At 66.9% G+C, this 14,717-nt stretch carries 17 protein-coding genes; 3 read left to right on the top strand and 14 right to left on the bottom strand.

Annotation, left to right across the window (positions count from 1 at the left end):
• The 4 genes from HV742_RS29765 to HV742_RS29750 all read right to left on the bottom strand — a co-directional run.
• Window positions 1-919: branched-chain amino acid ABC transporter permease (locus HV742_RS29765; RefSeq protein WP_175147093.1), on the bottom strand; the 919-nt coding region annotated here is incomplete at its 3' end.
• On the bottom strand, window positions 916-1,818 hold the full coding sequence (locus tag HV742_RS29760) for a branched-chain amino acid ABC transporter permease (RefSeq protein WP_054417916.1): 903 nt from the start codon (window positions 1,816-1,818) through the stop codon (window positions 916-918). The genes HV742_RS29765 and HV742_RS29760, both read right to left, overlap by 4 nt.
• Window positions 1,819-1,940: 122 nt before the next feature.
• On the bottom strand, window positions 1,941-3,152 hold the full coding sequence (locus HV742_RS29755; RefSeq protein WP_049076622.1) for an ABC transporter substrate-binding protein: 1,212 nt from the start codon (window positions 3,150-3,152) through the stop codon (window positions 1,941-1,943).
• Between the two features lie 92 nt (window positions 3,153-3,244).
• Window positions 3,245-4,036, bottom strand: a complete 792-nt coding sequence (locus tag HV742_RS29750) for an SDR family NAD(P)-dependent oxidoreductase (RefSeq protein WP_049076620.1) — start codon at window positions 4,034-4,036, stop codon at window positions 3,245-3,247.
• Between the two features lie 226 nt (window positions 4,037-4,262).
• Between HV742_RS29750 and HV742_RS29745 the strand changes: the two genes are divergently transcribed.
• Window positions 4,263-4,919, top strand: coding sequence for a GntR family transcriptional regulator (locus tag HV742_RS29745; protein WP_230846684.1), 657 nt, complete (start codon window positions 4,263-4,265; stop codon window positions 4,917-4,919).
• A gap of 512 nt (window positions 4,920-5,431) precedes the next feature.
• On the opposite strand, the gene HV742_RS29740 is transcribed toward HV742_RS29745, so the two are convergent.
• Together HV742_RS29740 and HV742_RS29735 are read right to left on the bottom strand one after the other, a co-directional pair.
• Window positions 5,432-6,082 carry a carbonic anhydrase gene (locus HV742_RS29740; RefSeq protein ID WP_175147092.1) on the bottom strand — a complete coding sequence of 217 codons (651 nt, stop codon included), beginning with the start codon at window positions 6,080-6,082 and terminating at the stop codon, window positions 5,432-5,434.
• 165 nt (window positions 6,083-6,247) lie between these two features.
• Window positions 6,248-6,583, bottom strand: coding sequence for an FxLYD domain-containing protein (locus HV742_RS29735; RefSeq protein WP_175147091.1), 336 nt, complete (start codon window positions 6,581-6,583; stop codon window positions 6,248-6,250).
• A 468-nt stretch (window positions 6,584-7,051) separates the two neighbouring features.
• Here HV742_RS29735 and HV742_RS29730 point away from each other — a divergent pair, with 468 nt between their 5' ends.
• Complete coding sequence (locus HV742_RS29730) at window positions 7,052-7,423, top strand: PsiF family protein (RefSeq protein ID WP_049076604.1); 372 nt, start codon at window positions 7,052-7,054, stop codon at window positions 7,421-7,423.
• A gap of 180 nt (window positions 7,424-7,603) precedes the next feature.
• On the opposite strand, the gene HV742_RS29725 is transcribed toward HV742_RS29730, so the two are convergent.
• From HV742_RS29725 to HV742_RS29700, 6 genes are read right to left on the bottom strand one after another with little or no spacing between them, the layout of a single operon-like run.
• Complete coding sequence (locus tag HV742_RS29725) at window positions 7,604-8,644, bottom strand: cyclase family protein (RefSeq protein WP_175147090.1); 1,041 nt, start codon at window positions 8,642-8,644, stop codon at window positions 7,604-7,606.
• A 3-nt stretch (window positions 8,645-8,647) separates the two neighbouring features.
• Window positions 8,648-9,427 carry a 3-oxoadipate enol-lactonase gene (pcaD, locus tag HV742_RS29720; RefSeq protein ID WP_049076601.1) on the bottom strand — a complete coding sequence of 260 codons (780 nt, stop codon included), beginning with the start codon at window positions 9,425-9,427 and terminating at the stop codon, window positions 8,648-8,650.
• 55 nt (window positions 9,428-9,482) lie between these two features.
• Window positions 9,483-9,779, bottom strand: coding sequence for a YciI family protein (locus HV742_RS29715; protein ID WP_006390035.1), 297 nt, complete (start codon window positions 9,777-9,779; stop codon window positions 9,483-9,485).
• Window positions 9,780-9,791: 12 nt separating this feature from the next.
• Window positions 9,792-10,067, bottom strand: a complete 276-nt coding sequence (gene catC / locus HV742_RS29710; RefSeq protein ID WP_020926098.1) for a muconolactone Delta-isomerase — start codon at window positions 10,065-10,067, stop codon at window positions 9,792-9,794.
• A gap of 54 nt (window positions 10,068-10,121) precedes the next feature.
• Entirely contained in the window at window positions 10,122-10,766 is a 645-nt protein-coding gene (locus tag HV742_RS29705; RefSeq protein WP_020926099.1) for a 3-oxoacid CoA-transferase subunit B, read from the bottom strand.
• Window positions 10,763-11,452, bottom strand: coding sequence for a 3-oxoacid CoA-transferase subunit A (locus tag HV742_RS29700; protein WP_024070578.1), 690 nt, complete (start codon window positions 11,450-11,452; stop codon window positions 10,763-10,765). The genes HV742_RS29705 and HV742_RS29700 overlap by 4 nt, the downstream gene beginning before the upstream one ends.
• Window positions 11,453-11,621: 169 nt before the next feature.
• Between HV742_RS29700 and HV742_RS29695 the strand changes: the two genes are divergently transcribed.
• A complete protein-coding gene (locus tag HV742_RS29695; protein ID WP_020926101.1) occupies window positions 11,622-12,404 on the top strand; it encodes an IclR family transcriptional regulator in 783 nt (260 codons plus the stop codon).
• Between the two features lie 50 nt (window positions 12,405-12,454).
• Here HV742_RS29695 and HV742_RS29690 read toward each other — a convergent pair whose 3' ends face one another.
• On the bottom strand, window positions 12,455-13,183 hold the full coding sequence (locus HV742_RS29690; RefSeq protein ID WP_006391655.1) for an SDR family NAD(P)-dependent oxidoreductase: 729 nt from the start codon (window positions 13,181-13,183) through the stop codon (window positions 12,455-12,457).
• Window positions 13,184-13,237: 54 nt separating this feature from the next.
• Window positions 13,238-14,578, bottom strand: a complete 1,341-nt coding sequence (locus HV742_RS29685) for a short-chain fatty acid transporter (RefSeq protein ID WP_049076597.1) — start codon at window positions 14,576-14,578, stop codon at window positions 13,238-13,240.
• Between the last annotated feature and the right edge of the window lie 139 nt (window positions 14,579-14,717).

Genomic DNA, 14,717 nt, shown 5'->3' with positions numbered 1-14,717 from the left:
GGCGGCGCGCCTCGCGGCTGGCGAACAGGCCCTTGGGCGCGAACATCATGAAGCCCATCAGGATCACGCCGTAGATGATTTCCTGGAACGACAGCGCCTGGCGCAGCAGCTCCGAGATCAGGCCGAAGCCGAGCGCGCCGGCGATGGCGCCGCGCACCGAGCCGATGCCGCCCACCACCACCATGGTAAGGATCAGGATGGTGGTCTGGAAGCCCAGGCTTTCCGGGTGGATGAACGAAGCGAAGGTGGTGTACATGCCGCCGGCGATGCCGGCGTAGGCGGCCGACAGCGTGAAGGCGGTGCGCTTGATGGCGTTGACGTTCACCCCCATGGCCTGCGCCGCCACGTCGCTCTCGCGCACGGCGCGGAAGGCCGAGCCCAGCTGCGAGCGCGACAGGGCCACGGTGATCCACAGCAGCAGCGCGGCGATCGCGACCACGAACGGATAGGCCTTGGTGTCGGTCACCAGTTCATAGCCGAACAGCGTGGCCGGCGAAATGCGGAAGCCGTTCGAGCCATTGGTCACCGCCTGCCAGTTCAGGAACACCCACTGCATCGCCTCGCCGAAGGCGAAGGTCGACAGCGCCAGGTAGATATCGCGCATGCGCAGCGCCAGGGCGCCGATGATGTAGCCCAGCAGCGCGGCCAGCAGCCCGCCCGCCAGGATCGAGAGGAAGAAGGGCGGGTGCCAGAGGTTGTTGATCAGCCCCGCCGTATAGATGCCGACGCCATAGAACGCGGCGTGCGACAGGGCGAACTGCCCGGTCTCGCCGATGACGATGTGCAGGCCCAGGGCCAGCACCACGAACACCATCAGCAGGTTGACGACGTAGATCACATAGCCGCTGGCCATGAACGGCAGGGCCGCCAGCGCCACGGCCATGAGCGCCAGCAGGGCGCGGTCGGTATTGGGTTTCATACTTTTTTCACTTGCAGTTTGCCGCCCAGCAGGCCTTGCGGACGCAGCAGCAGCACCACCATGATGGCGACGAAGGGCGCCACCACGATGGCGTTGGTCGAAATGAACAGGCCCACCAGGTTCTCGGCCACGCCGATCACGAAGCCGCCGACCACCGCGCCGGGCAGGCTGGTGATGCCGCCGACGATGGCGGCCGCGTAGGCCAGGATGGCGATGTGGCCGATGTCCGGCGTGATCAGGATCTTGGGCGTGATGAGCAGCGCGGCCACGGCCGAGATCAGCCCGGACAGCGCCCACACCATCATGCGGATGCGCGTCAGGTTCACGCCCACCAGGCGCGCGGCCTTGGGGTTCATGCCGACGGCGCGCATGGCTTTGCCGACACGCGTATAGGTGAACATCCCGTACAGCAGCAGCATCACGCCCACGGCGACGGCGAAGATCACCAGGTCCAGCTGCGTCAGCACGGCGTCGCCGATGAGGATGGCGTCGGTCGGAGCCAGCGGCGGCAGCGAGCGCGGCGTGTCGCCCAGCCCACTCTGGCGCACCAGCCCTTTAAGGGCGTAGGCCAGGCCCAGCGTGGCGATCACCATCTGCACGCCTACGCCCCTGGAGGCGATGACGCGCTCCATGACGACGCGCTGGAACAGGCCGGAGACCACGGCCACCACGGCCAGCGTCACCGGAATGACCGCCAGGTAGGGCCAGCCCATCACCAGGGTCAGGAACAGGGCGATGTAGCCCCCGACCATGAAGATCTCGCCCTGGGCGAAGTTGGGCACGTCGGTGGTCTTGAAGATAATGACAACGGCGACCGCCAGCAGCGCGTACACGCTGCCCGTCACCAGTCCCGACAGCACCCCCTGCTGCAGGAACAACCAGATATCGGCAAAGCTCATGATGGTCTCCGGCGGTCCGCGCGGCGCTGCGCCGCGGCGCGGACTGGGTGCGCTGTCCCGCGGATACGCCCGCACGTCATGCGCACGTATCTACGGGACAGCACACTGGCCTGTGTCGGCGGTTACGGTTGGTACTGCCAGACGCTCTTGAAGGCGCCCGGCACGAGCGACATGTTGGTGCCGTCGAACTTGATGTAGATGGCCGATTCCTGCGCGGCGCGGTCGTTCGGGCCGAACTCGATCGGGCCGGCCATGACGCCGGAATCGAACTTCATGGTCTCCAGCGCGGCCAGCACCTTCTCGCGGGTGGGCTGCGGGCCGGCGGCCTTGAGCGCATTGACCACCGCCATCGCCGGCGGCAGGCCGTAGGGCATGTAGGTCTGCGGGTGGCCGGGCTTGGCGGCCAGGTCCGGATAGGCCTGCTTGTACATGTCGTAGACCCAGGTCAGCTTGGGCCCGCCGGGCATGTCGCTCAGCACTTCCTGGATGTAGACATTCTTGAAGGCGTCCTTGTTGCCGACGTTCTCCACCAGCTGCTTCAGGTCGGCGGTGCCGTTGACGGCCAGCACGATGGGCTTGTTCCAGCCCAGTTCCTGCGCCTTCTTGATGATCAGCGCGGCGGGGCGGGCATACGTCGTCAGCAGCAGCACGTCCGGGTTGGCGGCGCGGATCTTGAGCATCGGCGCGGTGACGTCGGTGATGTTGGGATTGACCGATTGCACCTGCAGGTTCACGTTGCCCAACTGCTTGGCCTGGGCCTGCGCGGCTTCCAGGTTCCAGCCGCCGTAGGCGTCGTCGTGGTTGATGTAGCCGATCTTGGCGGCCTTCAGGTGCTCGTTGGCGAACTGCACCATCGAGCCGCCCACGGCGTGCTGCGAGATCGAGAACGCGCCGTAGATGTACTTGGACGGCGGATACAGCGCGCCGTCGCCCGAGGCGTTGAGCATGACCAACGGCACCTTCTCGCGCTCGACGTACTCGCGCGCGGCCACCACGGCGGCCGAGCACGAGCCGCCGTTCAGCAGGAACACCTTGTCCTGCTCGGTCAGCTTCTTGACCGCCGCCACCAGGTCGTTGGCGTTGCAGCGGTCGTCCTCGATCACCAGTTCGATCTGGCGGCCGTTGACGCCGCCTTCCTTGTTGACCTTGGCGTACCACATCTTGGCGGCGTTCAGCACGTCGAAACCGTAGGCCATGCCGCTGCCCGAGAGGGGCGCGAACAGGCCGATGCGGATGGTCTTGTCGGTGATGCCGGGTTCCTGCTGGGCCTGGGCGGAGGCGCCCAGGGCAAGGGCGCATAGCGCGGCGGCCGCGTGGCGGCGAAGGGGCTTCATGGTTTGTCTCCCGTTTTTTGAGTGCGCGCCTTTATCCATGGCGCGTTGCTGCGTGGCGGCTAGGCCGCCGGATTGGGTTCACTGCACAGTGTTCATTGCATGCGGTAGCCGCCGTTCACGTCGATGACGCTGCCGGTGATGTAGCCCGCTTCTTCCGAGGCCAGGAAACGCACGGCCGCGGCGACGTCGTCCACCGTGCCGATGCGGCCCAGCGGAATCGCCTGCGCCGCGGCGGCCAGCGCACCGCTGCTGGTGACGGTGCTGCGCAGCATGTCGGTGTCGATCAGCCCCGGCGCGATGCCGTTGACCGTGATGCCCAGGTGCGCGGACTCGCGCGCCATGGCCTTGGTCAGGCCCAGCACGGCGGATTTGGCGGCGATGTACGAGGCGCTGGAGCGATAGCCGCCCAACTGCGCGGCGACCGAGGTGAAGGTGACGATGCGGCCATGCTGGAGCGGCGCGGCTTCGCGCCGGCGCAGGTAGGCGCGGCCGCACAGGAACACGCCGCGCGCGTTGACGGCGAAGCTGCGTTCCCAGATGTCGAGCGTGGTGTCCTTGATCAGCGGGCGTTCGCCGTTGGCCTGGAACAGCAGCAGGCCGGCGGCGCTGACCAGCACGGCGATGGGGCCGTGAGTCTTTTCGATCTGGTCGAACGCCGTTTCGACGGCGCTTTCGTCGCTGACGTCGAAGGCATGGGCGCTGTGCGGCGCGCCGAGTTCGTCGGCCACGCGACGGGCGCGCTGGGCGTCCACGTCCGACACCACCACGCGGTAGCCGGCGCGGGCCAGCTCCTGGCAGATGGTGGCGCCGATGCCGCCGCCGCCGCCGGTGACGAGCGCGAGCCGCGGGGCCGGGCCCGCGGCCGGCGTGGATACATTGGACATGCTGTCTCCTGTTGCGCGGATTCGCCTGCCTTGGAAACGGCGTCCGCTGATCTGAATTTTTGGCGATTATGTATACATGAAGGGGTGGCAGGTATAGGGGGTTTCCCGTATTTGTCGAGGAGCCTTGACTGTTCTCATTGGGGAAAGCCCTAGCGCGGTGGTAAGGGGCGGTGTCGCATGTATTCTTCATGTATACAATGCGGGCATGGATACGCTATCTCAACACGTGACCGATACGCTGCGGGACTGGGTGCTGCATGGCAAGTTCAGCCCCGGGGCCCGCCTGGAGGAAATCCCGCTGGCCGAGAAACTGGGGGTGTCGCGCACGCCGGTGCGGGCGGCCCTGGCGACGCTGGGCAACGAGGGGCTGCTGGAGCACCTGCCCAAGCGCGGCTACACCGTGCGGGCCTATGACCTGGCCGAGATCGTGGCGGCTTACGAGGTGCGGGCGGCGCTCGAAGGCCTGGCCTGTCGGCAGGCGGCGCTGCGCGGTTTATCGAATGACGCGGTGGCGGTGCTGAAGAACTGCCTGGACGAAGGCGATCGCATTCTCGGCAAGGGCGTGCTGCTGGCGGAGGATCATCTGCCGTACCAGCAGGTCAACATCACGCTGCACAACGGGATCCTGGAGGCGGCGGGCAATCCGTGGGTGAAGCGGTTCGCGACGCAGGCGCAGGCGATTCCGTATGCGTCGGATCGGATCATCCTGTGGGAGGACCATGGGATCATTCTGCGGTCGCATGATGATCATCATCGGATCGTGAATGCCATTATTGCGCGGGATGGGGCGCGGGCCGAGGATCTGATGCGGGAGCATGTCTACTATGCGGGGATCATTCTTAAGAATAATTATGAGAGGTTGGCGCAGGCCTATCGGGTTTGAGGGGATTGCTGGCGTTGTTGTTGGGTTCTTTAGGCGCGGGTGCCGGGGCAGGCGGGGGATGGCGGGGCTACGATTGCGGTCCGGAGCGTTCGCTCCGGACTCCCCCTTCGTCATCTTCGTCCAGGCCTGCGGCCTTCCCTTCAGATTCCCTCGGGCGCATCTACACGCCCCGCCATCCCCCGCCTGCCCCGGCACCCGCTCGCGATGAGACTTAACGGGGGCCGTGGGGGCTAGTTGTTTGCTTGGCGTTTTTGCCAGCGATCGGGGGTAAGGGAAGGTCTTGCGGGGTCGCCAAAGGCGGCCGCGCGGGCGGCCTTCTTTGGCGTTTGGATGTCTGGCGTCGGGGGGATGACGCTGCGCGCTGGTGATGGCGTTGCGCTGGCCGTGTGATGTTGCGGCTGCGCAGTGACGGTTTGGCGTTGCTAACCGCGTTTGCTTGGCGCGGATGCGCCTGCGCTATTTGCCTGTGGCGGTATGCACGCGGCGGCCGAGCCGCCGCGTTCGCGGAGCGATCAGCCGGGCAGGCCGGTTTCCAGGCAGGGACTGAATTCGCCGGTGGAGGGGTCGCGCAGGAACAGGACGCCGGTGGCGACGCCGAAGTAGGTGCCGTGCAGCTCCAGGTCGCCGCTTTCGACGCGGCGGCGGATGGAGGGGAAGGTCATCAGGTTGTTCAGGCTGTGGCCGATGACGGCGAGTTCGAGGCGCTTGAGGTTGGCGGCGCGGTCGTCGCCGCCGGGGCCGAGTTCTTCGGCGACGGGCGCGATCTGGGACATCCACTTGCCGATGAAGTCGCCCTTGGTGAGCGGCTTGGCGTCGTCGAAGAAGGCGCGGATGCCGCCGCAGGAGGCGTGGCCGAGGACGACGATGTGTTTGACGTTCAGGCCGTTGACGGCGAACTCGATCGCGGCGCTGGTGCCGTGGTACGAGGATTCGGAATCGGGATCACAGGGCGGGACCAGGTTGGCGACGTTGCGCACGACGAACATTTCGCCGGGGCCGGCGTCGAAGATCGCTTCGGGCGAGACGCGCGAGTCGCAACAGCCGATGATCAGGATTTCCGGGCTTTGCCCAGTTTCGGCCAGCTTTTCGTAGCGGCTGCGTTCGGAATGGAAACGGCCGGCGAGAAAGGACTGATAGCCTTCGGTGAGTCTTTTGGGAAACATGATCTTTTCACTTCCTTGGTAACGAGGCCGGGCATGCCGGCGTGCCGGCAGACGCAACAAGGGGCTTCGTGTGGAAGCCCCTTTTGTCGAGTCGGCTGCGGAATTTTCCCACAATTGGCCTGACGCCGGCTTGACTAAACCCTATCCAGATAAGGGTTTTTTGGATTATCGGGCGCGGATGTCCAGGGCGGTGACCTTGGCGAATCGGAGCGGCGTGATGGCGCGGATGGTCTTGATCTGGCCCGGCGCTAGGGGGCCGATGTCGTCATCGCGCACCCGGCCGATCTCGCGGCCCTGCTCGTCGTAGAGGACGAAAGTCAGCATCACGTAGTTGACGGCGCGGCTGGACTGGTTGGCGAGCAAACCGGTGATGGTGGACTGGTTTTCGTTGGTGTCGCGGACGGCCTGGATATTGCCGAGCGTGACGCCGTACAGGCTTTGCGCGTTGGCGGTGCCGGTCAGGCCGGCCAGCAATGCGAGGATGGCGAGGGCGGATTTCATGGCGGTCTCCTGTTGCCCGGCTGCCGGGGCGTCCCGGTCGCGGTCTTTGGCGTCGCGTGTCGGGGCATGCGTCTATCTCACACCTTTCCCGACCCGGGCACAACGGCCCAAAGGGATGAATGGGTAACAGGTTGCTGGGGATAGCCGCAGATTCCGCCGTGGATGCCACAAGTGCATCGGAATGTCTCCAACTTGCGGGCGTTTCAGGCGATTTGGGTGGAATCTCGGCGCGGTGGCGCGGGTGGGCGGTGCACGGTTTTCGGAGGAAAAATGGCCGTCGCCGGAACGGTCTGGCACCACCTTTCTGTAAGCTGAATGATCGCGGCGGCGTTAGCATTTGTTGTCCTTTCGACGCTTGCGAAGCATGCGGCTTTGTCCGATGATGACCACGCCGGCAACTTGGCCGGCGGATCTTGCGGCCCGGGCGCGCGCCAGGATGGCGCCGGCGGGCGATCAAGGGAGGAACTCATGCTTTCTCGTACTAGCCAATTGGCTTCGGCCATCGTGTTGTCCGCCTGTTTCCTGGGCGCCGTCCACGCCCAGACGCCGGCCGCCGCGCCCGCACCCGCCAAGACCCCCGCGCCCGCCGCCACGCCGGCAGCCAAGACGCCGACCCCGCAGCAGCAGCGCATGGCCGATTGCAACAAGTCGGCCGAAGGCAAGAAGGGCGATGATCGCAAGACGTACATGAGCGCCTGCCTGAAGGGCGAGGCGCCGCCGCCCGCCAAGCAGCTGACGCCGCAGCAGCAGAAGATGAAGGACTGCAACGCCAAGGCCGGCGAACAGAAGCTGACCGGCGACAAGCGCAAGACCTTCATGAGCACCTGCCTGAAAGGCTGAACGCGGCGTGGATTCCGCGTAAGTGAAAAGCGCCGGCCGTTGAACGGACCGGCGCTTTTTTCTGCGCGTCGCAAGCAGGACTTGATCGATTACCGCGGGCCCGGATCACGGCACGGTCGTTGACGACCCAGCCCGCCAGGCGGGCCTCCCGGCCGCGCCCGGCGCGACCCGAGGCGTGGCCTACACCGTGGCGATCGGCGTGACCGGCGAGCCGATCGCGTGCGGCAGGCGCAGCGGCGGGGCGGTCAGCATGAAGCGGTGGCGGCCGTTGCCATGCAGCCACTCGGCCAGATCCTTCAGGTACCACAGCTCGGCCAACGGCAGGCCCAGCTTGAACAGGCAGTGGTGATGCAGCGGCAGCATGGCGCGCGGACCGGTCTTCTCGCGCGCGGGATAGGCTTCCACGGCGTAGTTGTCGGCGCAGATGGCGGCGATGCCGCTGTCGGTGATCCACTGCAGCAGCGCGGCGTCGGTGCCGTCGAGCGCGGCGCCGTAGGTGTGCAGCACCTCGGCGTCGGGCTTGCCGGCCATGGCGACCACGGCTTCGGCGTAGCCGGTGCGCAGCACCAGCATGTCGCCGGGCTCGATCTCGATGCCGTCCGTCTTCAGCACGTGCTGGATCTCGGCGTGGCCGATCAGGGTGCGGCCGGGGCCGTAGTGGCGCGCCAGGTCCAGCAGCACGCCGCGGCCCTGCATGCCTTTCTGCGCCAGGTTCTCGACGCCGAGCTTCAGCGCGGCCGAGGGGCCGCCGCTGTTGCAGCCGCAGCCCGTGTGGTCGCCGTCGGCCGGGCCGACGACGTCGACGCCGGCCTGGTAGCCGTTGTAGTAGCGCAGCTCGGGCTTGCCGTCGCCGTCGGCGTCGAACAGCGCGCCGACATGCGCCAGCGCGTCCCATTGCGTCGAGTACTGCATCGACAGCAGCACCTGGTCGTCGCTCAGTACGTCGACCGCGTCCGGGTTGACGTTGCGCAGCGGGAAGTTCAGGTAGGGCGTGTCGGCCAGGCGCGTCGGGCTCAGTTGCGGCGGATGGCGCCGCGGGTTGAGCACGTTGCCGCCGGGCAGGTCCAGCGGCAGCGACAGGCAGAAGGTCTTGCCGGCGCGGATTTCACGCGCGCCTTTCAGGACCTGTTCTTCGGTGATGAGATTGAGGCGGCCGAGTTGGTCGTCGGGTCCGAAGTCGCCCCAGTTGGAGCCTTCGGGCCGATGGGTCCAGCGCTGCATGGTTTACTCCGCGAGGAAGTCGACCACCGCGCGGGTGAAGGCTTCCGGTTGTTCCCAGTTGGAGATGTGGGAGGTGTTCAGTTCGAGATAGCGCGCGCCGCTGATGGCGGCGGCCAGTTCCTGGCCCTGCGCGGGCGTGGCGGCCAGGTCGTGGGTGCTGCTGATGACCAGCGTCGGCGCCTTGATGGCCGACACCTGTTCGCGGAAGTCGGCGTCGCGCAGCGCGGCGCAGTTGCCCGAGTAGCCGGCGTCGGGGGTGCGGCGCAGCATATCGACCAGCACCTGCGACAGGCCCGGCTCGGCGGCGCGGTAGCCGTCGGTGAGCCAGCGCTCGACCAGGGTCGGGGCCATCTTTTCCAGCGTCTGTTCGGCCACGGCGGCGATGCGGGCGCTCCAGCCTTCGGCCGAGCCGATGCGCGCGGCGGTATTGCACAGGATCAGCTTGCCGATCAGCTCGGGCCGATTCAGCGCCAGCCACAGGCCGGTGGGGCCGCCCATCGACAGGCCGCAGAAGTGGGCGCGTTCGATGTTCAGGTGCGCCAGCAGCTCGGCGACGTCGTTGCCCAGTTGCGCGAACGTGTATTCGCCGTCGGGGACCGAGGACTTGCCGTGGCCGCGGGTGTCGTAGCGCAGCACGCGGAAGTGCTTGCTCAGCGCGGGAACCTGGCGCGCCCACATGTCGGCGTTGGTGCCCAGCGAATTGGAGAGCACCAGCACCGGCGCGTCGGCGGGGCCATCGATGACGTAGAACAGCCGTGCCTGGCTGAGATCGGCGTAAGACATGCGGGAAATCCTCGGGGAATGAAAGCGCGGCCCCCCGGAGGCGGCCGCGTGGCGATTACAGATAGCAGGTGCCGTCGACGTAGGCCTTGCGCCAGCGCGTGATGGTCACGCGCTGGAACAGCTGCGCCTGGGCGAACGGATCGGCGTCGATGAACTGCTGCGCGGCCTCGCGCGTGTCCAGGTCGACGATGTACAGGCCGCCGCCCAGGTCCTTGCCGTCATCCTGCAGCTTGGCGCCGCAGGCCAGCAGCAGATGCTTGTTGGCGTCCAGGTATTCCAGATGAGCGGCGCGATGCTGCTGGCGCACGGCCTGGTGGTCGGGCTTGTCGAAGGTTTCGATGATGTAGGGCATGGGCGGCTCCGATCAGATGGCCGAGGGATGGCGCGCCAGCGCCGTCACCTGGATGTCCATGTACGGGAACAGCGGCAGCGACGACAGCAGCGCGTGCAGTTCGTCGTTGTCCTGCACGTCGAAGATGCTGACGTTGGCGTAGCGGCCGACGACGCGCCACAGGCTCTTCCACTTGCCGTCGCGTTGCAGCTGCTGCGCCAGGGCCTTTTCGTCGGCCTTGAGCTTGTCGGCTTGGGCCGCCGGCATGTCGACGGGCAGATTGACCTGCATTTGAACCATGAACAACATGATGGGTGTCTCCAGGAAATCGGCCCCGGCGTTGCCGGGGCGCGGGGGGAATGATCAGTTGGAAAACTTCAGCGGCAGGCCGGTCAGGCGCAGCAGTTCGTCGGCGGTGGTTTCGCCGAACATGTCGATCACCGTGACGCCGTCGGCGCGGATGTCGAACACGGCCACGTCGGTGTACACGCGCGACACGCAGCGCACGCCGGTCAGCGGATAGGTGCAGGCGTCGACCAGCTTGCTCTGGCCTTCGCGGGTCTGCAGTTCCATCATGACGAAGACGTCCTTGGCGCCGATGGCCAGGTCCATCGCGCCGCCCACGGCGGGGATAGCGTCGGGCGCGCCGGTGTGCCAGTTGGCCAGGTCGCCGTGCTGCGACACCTGGAAGGCGCCCAGCACGCAGATGTCCAGGTGGCCGCCGCGCATCATCGCGAACGAGTCGGCGTGATGGAAGAACGAGCAGCCGGGCAGTTCGGTGACGGGCTGCTTGCCGGCGTTGATGAGGTCGTAGTCTTCCTCGCCCTTGGCGGGCGCCGGGCCCATGCCCAGCATGCCGTTCTCGGTGTGCAGGATGACTTCGCGGTCGGCCGGCAGGTGGTTGGCCACCAGCGTCGGCAGGCCGATGCCGAGGTTGACGTAGGCGCCTTCAGGGATGTCCTGGGCGACGCGGGCGGCGATCTGGTCGCGGGTCAGTTTGGTGCTCATTGCTGCTCCTTGGCGGCCTGGGCGGCGTCGATCTGCACGACGCGCTGCACGAAGATGCCGGGGGTGACGACGGTTTCCGGATCGAGGGCGCCCAGTTCGACGACTTCGCGCACCTGCGCCACGGCCACGCGCGCGGCGCTGGCCATGATGGGGCCGAAGTTGCGCGCGGTCTTGCGGTACACCAGGTTGCCCCAGCGGTCGCCGCGCTCGGCCTTGATGAGCGCGTAGTCGGCGTGCAGCGGATATTCCAGCACGTACTGGCGGCCGTTGATCTCGCGGGTTTCCTTGCCGTCGGCCAGCGGGGTGCCGTAGCCGGTGGGCGAGAAGAACGCGCCGATGCCGGCGCCGGCGGCGCGGATGCGCTCGGCCAGGTTGCCCTGGGGCACCAGTTCGAGCTCGATCTTGCCGCTGCGGTACAGGCCGTCGAAGATCTGCGAGTCCACCTGGCGCGGGAACGAGCAGATGATCTTGCGCACGCGGTTGGCGCCCAGCAGGGCGGCCAGGCCGGTGGTGCCGTTGCCGGCGTTGTTGTTGATGATGACCAGATCCTTGGCGCCTTGCTCGAGCAGGGCGTCGATCAGTTCCATGGGCTGGCCGGCGGTGCCGAAGCCGCCGATCATGACGGTGGCGCCGTCGGGGACGTCGGCGAGGGCGGCCGCCGCGCTTGCAACAAGCTTAGAAATCATGGTGTTCGCTCATAGGTGGCGTGTCATAATTTGTTCTTAATTAGAACTTTCGTTCTTCTGAAGAACATCGTTTCATGGGGATGGTCGACCGTCAAGGCAAGCCGGCGCGGCCCGATCCTCCCCGTCCAGGGTTGCCGGCAGCGGCAACGTTTTTTCTCGCGGTAGACGGATGGCCGAGCAAGCAACCCAGCAACCCAGCGACAGCTACGTTCAATCTTTTGCGCGCGGCCTGTCCGTGATCCGGGCGTTCGGCCCGGATCGTTCCCAGATGACGCTGTCCGAGGTCGCGGCCGTGACCGGCCTGACCCGCGCCGGCGCGCGCCGCATCCTGCTGACGCTGGAGCACCTGGGCTACGTCACGGTCGAGGACCGCAAGTTCGCGCTGACCCCGCGCATCCTTGAGCTGGGCTACGCCTACCTGTCGGGCACGCCGCTGTGGAACCTGGCGCTGCCCTACATGGAAGAAGTGGCCGAGCAGACGCGCGAGTCGTGCTCGGTGTCGGTGCTGGAAGGCGCCGACATCGTCTACATCCTGCGTCTGTCGACGCACAAGGTCATGACCATCAACCTGGCCGTGGGCAGCCGCCTGCCGGCCTGGGTGACGTCGATGGGCCGCGTGCTGCTGGCGGGCCTGCCCGCGGCCGAACTGGACCGGGTGCTGGCGATGAGCCAGATCCAGGCCTACACCAAGGACACCGTGACCGACATCGGCGCGCTTAAGGCCATCCTGGCCGGCGTGCGCGCCGACGGCTACGCCTGCGTGGCGCAGGAACTGGAACCGGGCCTGCAGTCCGTGGCGGTGCCGATCGTCGACCGCAGCGGCCGCGTGATCGCCGCGATGAACGTCAGCGGCCATGCCAACCGCTTCTCGCGCGAGGAAATGCTGGCGACCTTCCTGCCGCCGCTGCGCCACGCCGCCGACCAGATCAACCACGCGCTGCTGCGCCGCTAGGCGGCGCGGGCGGGCGGAGTCGGGCAGGCGGGCGGACATGGCGGCCGGCCTCAGATCGGGGCGACGCCCAGCGTCGTGCCGCCGCAGACATACAGCATCTGGCCGGTGACGAAGCCGTTGTCGGGCGACAGGAAGAACATGGCGGCGCGCGCCACGTCCTCGGGCGTGCCCAGGCGCTTGACCACGATGCTGTTGATGATGCGTTCGGTCTGCGGCGCGCCGGCCGGATTGCTCTTGGTGAACAGGTCGGTGGCGATGGGGCCGGGGCCGATGGCGTTGACGGTGATGCCATCGCCGCCCAGTTCCATCGCCAGCGTGCGCGTCAGGCCGACCAGGCCGGCCTTGGTGGCCGAATAGACCACGCGGTCCGGCTTGCCCAGCGCGGCGCGCGACGACATGTTGACGATGCGGCCGAAGCCGGCCGCGCGCATCGCCGGCAACGCGGCCTGCACCAGGATCAGCGCGGTGCGCAGATGCAGGTTGACCACGTAGTCCAGGTCGGCCAGGGTGGCCGTGTCGGCGGTGCCGGGACGCGTGGCGCCGGCGTTGTTGACCAGGCCGACGATGTCGTAGGCCGCGGTCACTTCGGCGGCCACTTCCTTGGTGCGCGCCTCGTCGGTCAGGTCGGCCTGGTACGACACCAGCCCGGCCGGCGGATGCTCGGGCAGGCGGTAGTCGATGTTGACGACCTTGTGTCCGGCATCCAGCAGCATGCGGATGATGGCGGCGCCGATCCCGGCGCTGCCGCCGGTCACCAGATACGCGGTAGGTTTGCTCATCTCGGTTTCCCGTTGCAAGTCAATATGGCGGCGCCACGCGCGGCGCCGCGGTTCTCAATGGGTCAAATAGCCCCAGGCCAGCACGGCGGTGATGTGGATCACGCCGACCCACAGCATCATGATGACCGTATAGCCCATCACGTCGCGCAGCTTGAGCTTGGACAGCGCCAGCGCCGGCAGGATCCAGAAGGGCTGCACCAGGTCGTTCCAGGCGTTGCCCAGCATCACGGCCATGGTGGTCTGGTTGAGCGCGCTGCCGATCTCGCGGGCGGCGTCGATCATGAACGGACCCTGGATGACCCAGTGGCCGCCGGCCGAGGGCGCGAAGAAGTTGATGACGAACGAGCTGATCAGGCCCCAGAACGGCAGCGAGGCCGGGGTGGCGACATCCACGAACACCTTGGAGATGGTGGTCACCAGGCCCGAGGCGGCCATGATGGCCATGATGCCGGCGTAGAACGGGTATTGCAGGATGATCCCGGAGATCGTCTTGATGCCTTCGGTCAGCTTGGCCACGTAGGCGGCCGGCGTGCCCAGCAGGATGATGCCCAGGAACAGGATGATGAAGTTGATCAGGTTCAGGTCGAGCGAGCCGCCGTCGATGAAGTGGAAGGCGACGTAGGCCACGCCGAGCGCGCCGATCAGCAGGCTGAGGATGCGGCTGTTGTTCAGCTTGGAGGCGAGGGTGCCTTTCTCCAGCATGTCTTCGGCCGCGTTGGACGCGTTGGCGTCGCGGTCGATGGCCGGATCCACTTCGACGATTTTCTCGCCCTTCTTCGGATGCAGCCAGGCGTTCAGCAGCGGCAGCGTCACGATGATCACCAGGCTGGTGATCAGCATCGGCACCGAGAAGATGGTTTCCGTCAGCGGGATGATGCCCATCTGCTTGGCGGTCGGGTGGCCGGGGGTGGCCACCAGCACGGGGATGCTGGCCGACAGGCCCAGGCCGTACATGGTGAAACCGCTGTAGGCCGCGGCGATGATCAGCGGGTAGTGCACGCCCTTGACCTTCAGCGCCAGCTTCTTGGCGACGATGCCGCCGATGACCAGGCCGAAGCCCCAGTTCAGGTAGCTGCCGATGCCGCCCACCAGCGTGGCGACGATGATGGCGGTGTGCGGCTTGTGCACGTGGCTGACGATGCGGTTGAGCAGGCGGTCGGTCAGCGGCGCGGTGGCCAGCACGTAGCCCATGGCCAGGATCACGGCCATCTGGGTGGTGAAGGCCAGCAGGCTCCAGAAGCCCTTGCCCCAGGCGCGGGTCACGTCGCCGATGCCCTGGCCTTCGATGCCCATGGCCAGCAGCACGGTGAGCAGGGTCAGCGCGATCGCGAAGACAAAGGGATCGGGCAGATACTTGCGCATCAGCTCAGTGAAAAAAGATGCCAATTTATTCATGGTGCCTCCTACGAACTCCGGTAAGGCGTATTGCTCTTGTGTCTTGCGCCGCCGTGCGCCGGATGTTGGCGCGTGGCGGATGGGACGGTCGGTTTCTTTGTGTGGTTGGGCTCGTGGCCCGCTGGCGCGTCGGAGGGAT

Source organism: Achromobacter ruhlandii (assembly GCF_902859695.1).
Lineage (GTDB): Bacteria > Pseudomonadota > Gammaproteobacteria > Burkholderiales > Burkholderiaceae_B > Achromobacter > Achromobacter ruhlandii.
The sequence above is the reverse complement of the archived record's forward strand: the minus strand, read 5'-3'. Positions and strand labels throughout refer to the sequence as shown.